Origin of the sequence: Streptomyces sp. P9-A2, from assembly GCF_036634175.1 — a bacterium.
GTDB lineage: Bacteria > Actinomycetota > Actinomycetes > Streptomycetales > Streptomycetaceae > Streptomyces > Streptomyces pratens.
The window spans coordinates 7,963,456-7,975,122 of record NZ_JAZIFX010000001.1 but is presented as its reverse complement, the minus strand read 5'-3'; the positions used below and the strand labels follow the sequence as shown (position 1 = coordinate 7,975,122).

The following is an 11,667-nucleotide window of genomic DNA, read 5'->3' as shown; positions in this document are numbered from 1 at the left end:
GGAGAGGCGGGAGCGTCGTATGGCCGAGCACTGGGCGGACTTCCAGTACGAGATCTACCTGAACGGGATGACGGGTGCCGTGCCCCGGCTGCCCACGGACCTGACCCGGCTGGAGGAGCTGACCGAGCGGCGGCTCGGACCGGGTCCGGTCGGTTACGTGGCGGGCAGCGCGGGCGACGGCAGTACCGCGCGCGCCAACCGGGCGGCTCTCGCGCGCCACCGGATCGTGCCGCGCATGCTGCGGGACGTGCACGAGCGCGATCTTTCGGTGGAGGTGCTCGGCCGCGCGCTGCCGGCGCCGCTCGCGCTGGCGCCGGTCGGGGTGCTGTCCCTGATGCACCCGGACGCCGAACCGGCCGCCGCGCGGGCCGCCGCCGCGCAGGGAGTGCCGTTCGTGCTGTCCTCCGCGTCCAGCACGCCGATGGAAGAGGTCGCGGAGGTGATGGGCGACGCGGAGCGCTGGTTCCAGCTGTACTGGCCGAAGGACCCCGAGGTCACCCGGAGTTTCCTGGGCCGGGCCAGGGCCGCCGGGTTCACGGCTTTGGTGGTCACTCTGGACACTCCCCTGCTGTCCTGGCGGCCGCGTGACCTGGACCAGGCCTTTCTGCCGTTCCTGCACGGGGTGGGCACCGCCAACTACTTCTCGGACCCCGCCTTCCTGGCCGGCCTGGCCAAGCCCGTGCACGAGGACCCGAACGCGGCGGTGATGCATTTCGTCGGTATGTTCTCCGACCCCGCCAAGACCTGGCCCGACCTCGCGTTCCTGCGGGAGAACTGGGACGGCCCGATCCTCCTCAAGGGCGTGCTGCACCCGGACGACGCCCGGCTCGCGGCCGATGCCGGGATGGACGGGGTGGTGGTGTCCAACCACGGCGGCCGTCAGGTGGCCGGGGCCGTCGCGGCGGCGGACGCGCTGCCCGGGGTGGCGGCCGCCGTCGGCGACCGGCTGACCGTACTGTTCGACAGCGGTGTCCGCACCGGCGACGACGTCTTCAAGGCGCTCGCCCTCGGCGCCCGGGCCGTGCTCGTCGGACGGCCGTACGTCTACGGGCTCGGCCTCGACGGGCAGGCGGGGGTCGAGCACGTGATCCGCTGCCTGCTCGCCGAACTGGACCTCACCCTCGCCCTGTCCGGGCACGCCGGCCCGGCCACGATCGGGCCCGGCGACCTCGTGGAGGGCCCCGGCTGACCCGGCCGGGGTACCGCGCGCCGGGCCGGTGGACTTCCGTGCCCGCTCCCCCGGCCCTGCGCGCGGCTCATGTCACCGCCCCGGCGCGCCGTTCACGCGACCGGCCCGGCCTGCTCCATGTGCCGTGCCGCCGGGGTACGGGTGCGGCTGATCGACAGGGCCTCCTCGGCGGAGGCCGGCGGCTCGGTCACCCAGCGCTGGTCCTCGGTCCGGTCCCGCACCCTGATGACGATGTCGGCGTTCGCATCGGGGGCGGCCGGGGTGAGCGCCAGCCGTTCGTCCCAGCGGGGCAGCAACTCACCCTGCCCGGTGAGCTCGTAGCGCACGTCGTCGGCCCGGTCCTCGCCGGCGTCGGCGCAGGTGGCCAGGACGACGACCCCGGCGTCCTTGTGCGCGTCCAGGCACAGGCCCGGGTCGGCCACGCTGCGCAGCAGCCCGTCCTCCTCATAGGTCCACTGCTGGCTCAGCCGCGAGGAGCAGCCCGTGAGCCGGGTACCGGCGCCGTCCTGGGGCTCGCCCCGGGTGTCGAGGCACAGGCCGGAGGCGACGTTGCGCAGGAGGGCCGGCTGCGGCCCGGTGGGCAGTCCGGCCACGCCCGGCGGGGACTCGGTCGGTACGACCCCCCGGCCGCCGGCCGCGCTGGTGGCGCCGGTCGGGTCGGTGCCGCTGCCGTCGGGTGAGGAGCCCCCGGCGATGAGCACGCTCACCAGCACACCGGCCGAGACGGCGCCGAGGCCGGTGAGCAGGGTCCTGGTGGAGCGCACGGCATCCGGGAGTCCGAGGCCGGTGAGGCGGGCGGGGGCGGGGATGCGGGACAGCAGGCGGTGCCGACTGTCGTCCGACCGGTGTCCGCGGCGGGTGGTGCGGCCGCCGCGCGGGCCCGGTGTCGCCCGGCCGGGGCGCGAGTCGAGGTAGCGGCGGGCGCCCCAGCCGAGAACGGCCTCGGTGATGAGCGTGCCGAGCTCGCCCTCGAAATGGCTCAGCTGCTCGGCCGCGTTGCGGCAGTAGCGGCATTCCGCCAGGTGCTGCTGGACGTCGGGGAGCAGGGTTTTGCCGCGGCGGATGGGAACGTCGAGGAGCCGGTTGTAGAACCGGCAGTCCTTCGTCGGCGCGAGTTCCTGATGGGCGTGGACACAGCCCTGCCGGAAGGCGTCACGCGCCTGTTGGAGCGTGCCCGAGGCGATGTCGGGATCGATGCCGAGGAGGCCGGCCGGAACGGATATGGGTTCGGCCTCGACCTCGACGTGCCAGAGCACGCAGCGGGCGAGGGCGGGCAGGGACCGGAACGAGCGCTGGGCGAGCGTGCGGTTCTCCGGCGTCATCGTCCTGGCCGCGCGCAGGGCGCGCCCGCCGGCCGGCTTCAGCAGCTCCGGCAGGGCGCCGGCGGTCCGGTCGTCCGAGGCCCACTCCCGGACCGTGTCCCGCACGGCCACCAGCAGCACCGGGCGCAGGGCGACGGCCTGTTCACCGAGGGCGGCCCGGTTCAGGACGCGGTGCTGTGCCGCCGCGGTGACCATGGCGGCGGTCGGCCCCGACGAGGCGAGGCAGACGGTCGCGTAGTCGTGCATGGCCGACCAGTGACGTGCCGTCAGCATCGCGACGGAATGGGTTGCCTCGCCCTCCGGACGGCCTCGCAACCGTGCGGCGAGGGACTCGTCGGACTCCCCCGGGTCCCCTCCGGGAGGGGGATGAGGAGACCGAGGGGAATGGGGGGTGGGCACTGAGATGGTTCCTTCCCACACGCAGGTGACACAGAAGTTCTGACGCCGAAAAGGGAAGTCCCACGTGGTCCGTACCTCTTTGGCGGCGTTGCGCGGGAGGGCGCGAATTCACCGATGGTGAAAGCGGACCCGGTTCATCAACGCGCGTGCGACCCCGGATTTTACCCCCTCACGGGTGGCTCACTCTCGCACAACCGGCACACGGCCAACAAGACACCGGGAAGACCTCCACTCGTTGACAGAAAGTCAAAAGGAAAAACGCGACCGGAGTCGCCCGCATCGGCTTTCCACCTGCGTTTTCCCGTGGTTCACCGGTTCTCGCATTCCGGCGGTGGTGTCAGATCTGCCAGGAGCGGAGCCGGTCCGCGGCTCCGTAGACATCCGTCGTACCGGACATCAGATCACGGGCGAGGTCGACGATCGCTCCGTAGGGCGGGTCGATGCCGACGCCGCTGACGAACATGTACGCCACCGCCGTGGCACAGGCGAAGCGGGCGTTGGCCGACGGCAGGGGGCGGAGCAGGGCGAGAGTGTGCAGCAGGGCGGCGGCCCGCCAGGCCGCGTCCGAGTCCACGCCGAGACGGGGCGGATCGACCCGGTGCCGGGCGACGGCGGCGACCAGCGCCGAGAAGTCGTTGACGGTGGGCTGGTCCGGAAGGACCTCCTCGTGCCGCTGGAGCAGCCAGGGCACGTCGATGTGCAGAACGGATGCCATCGGTCAGGCGGCCCGTCCCGCGCCCCTGGCCCGCGGTTCGTCGTCCGGGAAGGCGGCGGCGAATTCGGCGGCGTGCGAGGCGAAGAACCGGCGGAATGCCTCCGCACCCTCCTGGAGTGCCCGGTGGCGGGCGATGTCGGCCGCGGCCGCCTCCCGCACCAACGCTTTCATCGATGTACCGCGCTCCTTGGCGATCTGCCGCAGGTCCTCGAGTTCACGGTCGCTGAACTCCACATTCAGAGCAGGCATGCCATCACGGTACCGCTCGGGTACTCGATCGTAAATACCACCAGTTCAGAGTGGGTACAGGGCGGTACCGAAAGGGGCGCCGGGGGTGTCGCCCCTCCGGCGCCGGCTGCACGCCGGAGGCGGGGAATCCCGCCCCGTCCTGCCGCGACGCCGGCTGCCGCGCCCTCGTCCGCGTCGCAGCTGAACCCGCAGGACACACAGACGAACCCGGCGTGGCTCTTGCCCGAGTTCTTCTCCCACCACAGGCACCGCACCGCGGCGAGGCTTACGACCTCACCCGCGATAGGGAGTGGATCAGCGAGCGGCGCCCTGCGGCTTCGAATCCAAGGCGGAGGAGGGAGCGATGGCGGAGCCATCGCGACTGACGACAACGCCGGAGGTGAAGCCGCAGGGCGCCGGGAGCCCGCTCGCTATCGCGGGTGAGGTCGTTACGGGGCCGGGACGCCCTCGGCCCACCGAGGCGCCCTCTCCTGCGTCCGCCCGCTCAGCGGGCCGGCCCCAGCCCCGAGCCTGGATGTTCGAGTCAGGTCCGACGGAGAGGGCCCCGGCGGGCGGGTTCGACGGCGCCGGGTCGAGCCGGCGGGCGTACCGGCCTCGCCGTACCCGGTGACGTAGGAGATGTCCAGGGCGTTGCGGCCACGGAGGAAAGCGCTGCCATCCGTACACGGTCACCGCCGCAACCCATGTGACACCCCGTCAACCAGCGGGACAGGACTGGTGACGGACGTCGGCGGACGACGGGCGCATACCGGACACGCGCCGGACCGGCACCGGACGGTATCCCGCCGGGAACCGGACGCGACCCGGGCGGGCAGCAGGCGATCACCGGGGCCGAACCCGGACGGGAACCGGGACCGGGGGCCGGAACGGTCGGTCCGCCCGGCGGCTGTCCCAGGGGGTGCCGCTCCCCGCCCCCGTCCGGCCCGCGGGCCCCCGGCCCGGGCGGGGTTCCGGGCCACAGCGGCCTCCGACGCACTAGGGTGGAACTCTGGCGATCGACCAGTTCACGGTGAGTGTGCGCGATGGAGTGGCGACGATGAGGGCGGACGACCCGTTCGACGATCCGGTGACGGCTCGGGCCGTCATCGCCGCCGACGGCACCGTCACCCGGTGGAACGAGGCCGCCCGGCGGCTGCTGGGCCACCGGGCCGAGGACGTGGTCGGCCGCCCGGCTGCCCGTCTGCTCGTCGGCGGGGCGCAGCCTCCCCGGCCGCCGGCCGACACCCGCTGGAGCGGCACGCTCGCGCTCCGGCACCGGGACGGCGGCACCGTCACCGTGTGGCTGCTCGCCCATCGCGGCCGGCCGGAGGACGGTGAGCCCGACGCATGGCTGGCCGTCACCCCGCTGCCGTCCGGGCCCGCCGACCCGGCCGAAGATCCGCTGCTTTGGGCGGCGATGCTCCAGTCCGCGTGCGCCACCGTCGTCTTCGACACGGAACTGCGCCTGCACGGTGCCAACGACGCGATGGCGGAGCTCCTCGGGCTGCCGGCCGCCCATCTGCGCGGTCTGACGCCCACGGACATCGGTGGCCGCCCCCGGCACAGGGAGCTGGAACGGCACATGCGCCAGGTGCTGCGGACGGGCCGGGGCCACGACGTCCGGACGAGCCTGCGGGTCACCGACAAGAGCCACGAGGAGTCCTGGCTGGCCCGGATCGCGCCGCTCACCGACGACCGCGGCCGGATCGTCGGTGTCTGCGTGACGGCCCACGACTTCACCGAGCAGAACCGGGCGCGGGCACGGCTGCAACTGGTCAACGAGGCCAGCCTGCGCATCGGCACCACCCTCGACGTCACCCGGACCGCGCAGGAACTGACAGAGGTCTGTGTCCCCGCGCTGGCCGACTTCGTCAGCGTCGACCTGCTCGAGCACGACCAGGGCGCCGACCCCAGCGGTCCGCTCACCCTGCCGGTCTCGCTGCGCCGGATCACCCACCGGTCCCGCACGGAGGGCGACCCCGAGTCGGTCACCGACCCGGGCGAGGTGGTCGTCTACCCGGCCGCCGCACCCCAGGCGGACTCACTGATCGCCGGCCACAGCGTCGTCGCCTCGGTGCCCTCCGGTGATCTCGATCCGTGGCTCGCGGTCGACGACGCCCACGCCCGGCAGGTGCGGGAGTTCGGTGTCCACTCGATACTGTCCGTCCCCCTCCGGGCCCGCGGTGTCACCCTCGGCGTCGCGGCCTTCACCCGTTTCCGGCATCCCGAGCCCTTCACCCACGACGACGTACTGCTGGCCGAGGAGATCACCGCACGTGCGGCCGTCTGCATCGACAACGCCCGCCGCTACTCACGCGAACGCGAGACGACCCTCACGCTCCAGCGCAGCCTGCTCCCCCGCGGTCTGCCCCGGACCGCGGCGGTGGACGCCGCCTCCCGGTATCTGCCGGCCGCGCACACCGGCGTGGGCGGCGACTGGTTCGACGTGATCCCGTTGTCCGGGATGCGGGTGGCCATGGTGGTGGGGGACGTCGTCGGCCACGGCATCCAGGCGTCGGCGACGATGGGCCGGCTGCGTACGGCCGTCCGCACCCTCGCCGACATCGACCTGGCCCCGGACGAACTGCTCACCCACCTCGACGACCTGGCCCTGCATCTCTCGCACGAGTCGGGCGGCGACGCCGGCCCCGGCGAGGTCGGCGCGACCTGCCTGTACGCGGTGTACGACCCGGTGTCACGGCGCTGCACCCTGTCGAGGGCGGGGCATCCGCCACCGGTCCTGGTCCGGCCGGACGGGTCGGTCCGCATACTGGACATGCCGTCCGGGCCACCGCTGGGCCTGGGCGGGCTGCCCTTCGAGTCCGTGGAGCTGGAGCTGCCCGAGGGCAGTGTGCTGGGTTTCTACACGGACGGTCTGGTCGACGGCCGGGAAAGCGGCACGGACACGGACGCGGGCCGGCGCATGCTCTGCGAGGCCCTGTCCCATGCTGCCTCCGGGGCGCTCGACGAGGCCTGCGACCGTGTTCTGCACGCCATGCTTTCTCCGGGTCCCGCCACGGACGACGTGGCGCTGCTGCTGACCCGTACCCGTGGGCTGCCGTCCTCCCGGGTGGCCACCTGGGACATCCCGGCCGACCCGGCGCTCGTCGCACCGGTCCGCAAGCGGGTCCTCGAGCAGCTGGGCGTGTGGCAGCTGACCGACGTGTCGTTCACCGTCGAGCTGGTGGTGAGCGAGCTGGTCACCAACGCGATCCGCTACGGCGCGGCACCGATCCGGCTCCGGCTGATCTGCGACGCGTCGACACTGATCTGCGAGGTGTCCGACGCCAGCCACACCGCTCCGCATCTGCGGCGCGCCAAAACCTGGGACGAGGGCGGCCGAGGGCTGCTCCTGGTCGCCCAGCTCACCCAGCGGTGGGGCAGCAGACACACCGCCGAGGGCAAGACCATCTGGGCCGAGCTGGGGTTGACTGAAGAACTGTGAGCGTCCGGCCGGCCCGGACCCGATCTGACCGGGCCGGGCCGGACCGGCCCGATCCGGTCCGCCCAGGGGCTACTCGTTGTTCTCGTCCTCGTTCTCGACGATGCCCCAGGTGACGACCTTCGTCTGGAGGTCGGGTTCCGAGGTGTCGATCGCCCAGCGCTGGGCGTCCGTGTCGTCGCGGGCCTTGAGGACGAGGGCTCCCGAGCCGTCGGTCGCGGCGGGTGCCAGGCCCAGGTCCTGGCCGGACCGGGGCACCAGGGTTCCCTGGACGGTGAAGTCGTAGCGTGCGCTGCCGGCGTCCTTGTGGGCCTCGCCGGTGCACCGGGCCAGGCGCACCGAGTAGCCGAGGCGCGAGTCCAGGCACAGGTCCGGCTGCGCGGCGTTGCGCAGCCGTCCGTCGGTCTCGTACGTCCACTGCTGGACCTTGCCCGCCGAGCAGGCGATCAGTTCGGTCTCGGCGCCGGCGACCGCCCGGCCGCCGACGACACCGACGCACAGGCCGGAGGCGGTGTTGTGCAGCCGGCCGCGCAGGGCGCCCTTCGCCATTTCTCCGGAGCGGAACCACGACGGGTCGCCGGGCGGGCTGACCACGGCGGCCCCGGGGGATTCGGAGGGACGGTCGTCGCCCCGTGCGGCGGCGTCGTCGGAACCGCCCGTGGTCCACAGCACCAGCGGGAGAACGACCAGTCCGCTGACGGTGAGGATTCCGGCGGTGAGGTTGCGCCGACGCGCGGCCCGGCGGGCCGCCTTCCGGGCGCCCCGGGAACCGGCGCGGAGCACGGCACCGCGAGGACCGGTGCGGGAGGCCCCGGCGCGCCGCCGGGAGAGGGCACCGGATCGGGAAGCCGTGCGCGCGGAGGTGGCCGGGGCCGCCGCGTCCGGGGCGGTACCCGGTATCGGGGGCACCGGGGGCTCCGCGGGGGTGGTGGACGCGGTGCGGGGCGCCTCGGTGGGGCGGGGCGGGGCGGGTGTCCCCGCGTCCGTGAACGACTCGCCCGCCACTGCCGGGGATTCGCCCGCGGGCACGGCGAACGGATCGCCCGCCGTGCCCGGACGTCCGCCGGCGGGGCCGGGGAACGCGGCGCCGATGACGCCCTCGGGCGACGGCCGCTCCTCGGCGGCCGACTCGTCGGTGACGTCGGCCGCCCGTGCCCTGCTCTGTGTGTATTCCCGTGCGCTCCAGCCCAGGACAGCCTCGGCCAGGGCCGTACCGAGTCCACCGGTGAAGCAGGCGAGCTGGTCCGCCGCGTGCCGGCAGTGGGTGCAGTTCTCCAGGTGGGTACGCAGGTCCGGGTCGATTTCGGTGCCCGTGCGCCGGTAGGCCACCTCCAGCAGGCGAAGATAGCTTCGGCACTCCTGGTCGGAGGCGAGTTCTCCGTGGAGTTGGAGGACTTCGTCGCGCAACCGGTCCTGGGCGCGGCGCAGTTCGATGCGGGCGCTCTCCTCGTCCAGGGCGAGCAGCCCGGCGGGGACGTGGAGCGGTTCGGACTCGACCTCGGTGTGCCACAGCAGGCAGCGCGCGGACTGCGGCAGTCGCTGGAACGCCCCCGACAGCAGGCGCCGTTCGGGCGGTGGCAGCAGCCGTGCGGCCGGCCGTCGGCCGCTTTCGGAGGTGGAGGTGGTGGTGAGGTCGGGGTGGAGCATGTCGCGCCGGTGGTCGCCGTCCCATTCTGCGGCGATCCGGCGTACCGTGACGAGGAGTTGGGGGCGCCACGCGGAACTCGGGCCGTTGCGCCGCAGGGTCTCGCCGAAGAGCCGGGTGAACGCGGCGGTGGTGAGCATCCCGGCGGAACGGGGGCTGTCGGTGCACAGCCGGGCATAGCCGAAGACCGACTCCCAGTGCCGGTCCATGAGTTCACCGACGGGGTTCGGTGCCGGGGTGGCCCCCGTCCACTTCCGCAACTCGTCACCCAGTTGTTCGTCCGTCACGTCGAACGCGGCGGCCGTGGCCGGGAAATTCGACAGGCCGGTGTCCTTCACGGATGCGATCCTCTCGGGGGCGCGCGGGATAAAGTCCGAACCAGCGGACCCGGGGCCTCGCCGACAATACAGCGGGACCCCGCCCGTGGGCGATTCGGCATCTCGAGCATCCGCCCGGAGCAGCTCTTTTGGAGCCTGGGTGGCGCACTGGAGCGGCCTCGCGCACGCCAGGACAAAAGGTATTGTCCGCGTGCCGGCGAGACCCACTTTTGCACAGGCCAACGACTTGGAACAAGAGACGCCGTGGTTTCCCGCATTCCCTGTGCGGACGCCGCACTTTGACAACGTGTCAATGGGATTCGAGCCACTTAATTCACGCGCCCAATGATCCGATTCGACGGCCGGTGTCCGAAAAGGCGATGCGGACGCGCGTCGCGCAGCCCCTCCGTTCCCGGATGCGCGTGTGCGGGTCTCCCTGTCCGGGGTATACGGGTGCGCCCGGGATCACTCGGCGCCGGTCTACGCTCATCGTGGCCGTACGAGGCCCAGGGCCCCTTCCCAGCGGAACTCGGGCCGTCCGCCGTCCGGCGCCGTCTCCCTGGCGTACGGGCGTCGAAGCGGACGTCCATGGCGGTGAGCCGCTCCAGACTGTCCCGGTAGGCGGGGTAGGCGGGGTGGGCGGCCGGCGCGGCGCCGGCACACAGCAGACGGTGATCGGCACGCCGCGCCCCATGTCCTCGCACAGGGTGCTCAGCACGAGGGTGTCGGTGATTTCGGCCGCCCATTTGTCGACGGTGTTGAAGATGGCGGGCGCGACCACCACCGCGTCGGGTTCCGGGAAGGAGCGCGGTTCGCCGGGAGTGCGCCAGGCGATCGGGGACTCCCCTGCTCATGGGGTCCCCCCGCTCGAGCGAAGTCGAGAGTGGGGGAGGCGTCGAGAGCTTGGGGAATGATCGGCCTGCCGGTCTGCGCGCGGACCGCGACGGCTTCGAAGAACCCGTTCATGGCGACGGGTGTCGCGATGGCGCCGGCCTCCCCGCCCCGCTGCCGCATGACGCCGCTCGCTGATCCACTTCCTATCGCGGGTGAGGTCGTTACTGACGTCCGCGGCGGCACCGGTGGCGCAGACGACGACGTGGAGAAAGGGCTTGGGACCTGTTCGGTCACCCGGAAGGCCTACGGCCCGGCCGGCGGTCGCGGTACGAAGGCGCGGTGCACGGAGAGGCTGTCCTCGTGGACGTGGTGGCGGACGACCAGGCCGTCCCGCACGGTGAGCAGCAGGGCGAAGCGGGCGCGGTAGGGGCGCCCGGTGGGCCGGGCGGTCTGCCGGATCTCACCGAACACCACCGCGTCGTCGCCGTCGACCAGAATGCGCTCGATCTCGGTGGCGGCCGCGTCGGGCACATGGTGGGCGGCCAGTTCCCGGTAGTGGGCGGCAGCGTCGGCACGGGTGGCCCGGTGGCGGATCCAGGGGATCGCGGTGCTGCCGTGCTCATCGTCCGGCCAGTCGAGTCGCCAGTCGCAGGAGTCGGCGTACAGCTCGGCGATGCGGTCCGGGTCGCCGTGGCCGATCCGGCGCAGCAGTTCCTCCACGGTGGCGCGGATGCCGGTGGGCGGGGCGGTACGGGCCGGGCTGGTCCGGGGCGGCGCGGCCGGGGCCGGCGTGGGCTCGGTCATGACGGAGGTCTCCTGGGTTCAGGGTGGGCCGAGTTCAAGGGCCTCGGTCCGGGGAATGGTCATGACTGTGCCGTGGACACGCCGATGACGCCATGACGTCGGAGGTCATGTGCGGTCCGGTCGACACTGGTACGGCACGAGCTGATCCGCATGGCCCCGTGGTCGTCCCGGAGACCGGGCCGGCCACGGGCCGCGACAACGACAGGACGGATGGCATGCCTCTTCAGGGCGAGTACGAGCCCAGCCCCACGCAGTGGGTGCGCGACCAGGTGGAACTGTACGAGAGCTCCGGCGGCACCGAGGGGACGACCCTGCAGGGCAGGCCGGTGGTGCTGCTGACCACGCGGGGAGCCAGGAGCGGCAAGCTGCGGAAGACCCCGGTGATGCGCGTCGAGCACAAGGGGCGCTACGCAGTGGTGGCCTCGCTGGGCGGAGCACCCCGGCACCCGGTCTGGTACCACAATCTCAAGGCCGATCCTCAGGTGGAACTGCGGGACGAGCAGGTCCTGCGGGACATGACGGCCCGTGAGGTGACCGGGGAGGAGAAGGCCGAGTGGTGGGAACGGGCCGTGGCGGCGTTCCCACCGTACGCCGATTACCAGGAGAAGACGGACCGGGTGATCCCGGTCTTCGTGCTGGAGCCGCGCGACTAGAGAGGTCCCGGAGAGGTCCGGAGAGGTCCGGCCGAATTTTCTTCGGTTCGGGGTGCATGGCGCCCCGGCCGGCGGGCACCCGCGGTCCAGGCCCCGCCGCGTTCCCCCGTCGCGGCGGG

At 72.9% G+C, this 11,667-nt stretch carries 8 protein-coding genes and 1 pseudogene; 3 read left to right on the top strand and 6 right to left on the bottom strand.

The genetic code is table 11. The features are described 5' to 3' along the window. Positions 1-19 precede the first annotated feature (19 nt). Positions 20-1,189 (top strand): alpha-hydroxy-acid oxidizing protein, encoded by a 1,170-nt coding sequence (locus V4Y04_RS35755; protein WP_332432428.1) that lies wholly within the window; start codon positions 20-22, stop codon positions 1,187-1,189. Positions 1,190-1,281: 92 nt separating this feature from the next. Here V4Y04_RS35755 and V4Y04_RS35750 read toward each other — a convergent pair whose 3' ends face one another. The 3 genes from V4Y04_RS35750 to V4Y04_RS35740 form a co-directional block, all read right to left on the bottom strand. Further along, the gene (locus V4Y04_RS35750) at positions 1,282-2,910 is read right to left on the bottom strand and encodes an RICIN domain-containing protein (RefSeq protein ID WP_332432427.1); all 1,629 of its coding nucleotides are present in this window, start codon (positions 2,908-2,910) and stop codon (positions 1,282-1,284) included. Between the two features lie 337 nt (positions 2,911-3,247). Continuing rightward, positions 3,248-3,625: a hypothetical protein gene (locus V4Y04_RS35745; RefSeq protein WP_055595341.1), complete on the bottom strand. Its 378-nt coding sequence runs from the start codon at positions 3,623-3,625 to the stop codon at positions 3,248-3,250. A gap of 3 nt (positions 3,626-3,628) precedes the next feature. Continuing rightward, entirely contained in the window at positions 3,629-3,874 is a 246-nt protein-coding gene (locus V4Y04_RS35740) for a hypothetical protein (RefSeq protein ID WP_332432426.1), read from the bottom strand. 1,036 nt (positions 3,875-4,910) lie between these two features. Between V4Y04_RS35740 and V4Y04_RS35735 the strand changes: the two genes are divergently transcribed. Beyond that, on the top strand, positions 4,911-7,298 hold the full coding sequence (locus tag V4Y04_RS35735; protein WP_332432425.1) for a SpoIIE family protein phosphatase: 2,388 nt from the start codon (positions 4,911-4,913) through the stop codon (positions 7,296-7,298). Between the two features lie 69 nt (positions 7,299-7,367). Here V4Y04_RS35735 and V4Y04_RS35730 read toward each other — a convergent pair whose 3' ends face one another. The 3 genes and pseudogenes from V4Y04_RS35730 to V4Y04_RS35720 form a co-directional block, all read right to left on the bottom strand. Further along, positions 7,368-9,278: an RICIN domain-containing protein gene (locus V4Y04_RS35730; RefSeq protein WP_332432424.1), complete on the bottom strand. Its 1,911-nt coding sequence runs from the start codon at positions 9,276-9,278 to the stop codon at positions 7,368-7,370. 465 nt (positions 9,279-9,743) lie between these two features. Further along, a pseudogene (locus V4Y04_RS35725) lies at positions 9,744-10,377 on the bottom strand (hypothetical protein); the annotation flags it as partial. A gap of 17 nt (positions 10,378-10,394) precedes the next feature. Continuing rightward, positions 10,395-10,895, bottom strand: a complete 501-nt coding sequence (locus tag V4Y04_RS35720; protein WP_332432423.1) for a nuclear transport factor 2 family protein — start codon at positions 10,893-10,895, stop codon at positions 10,395-10,397. Between the two features lie 215 nt (positions 10,896-11,110). On the opposite strand from V4Y04_RS35720, the gene V4Y04_RS35715 reads away from it, so the two are divergent. After that, the gene (locus V4Y04_RS35715) at positions 11,111-11,548 is read left to right on the top strand and encodes a nitroreductase family deazaflavin-dependent oxidoreductase (protein ID WP_332432422.1); all 438 of its coding nucleotides are present in this window, start codon (positions 11,111-11,113) and stop codon (positions 11,546-11,548) included. Positions 11,549-11,667: the final 119 nt, after the last annotated feature.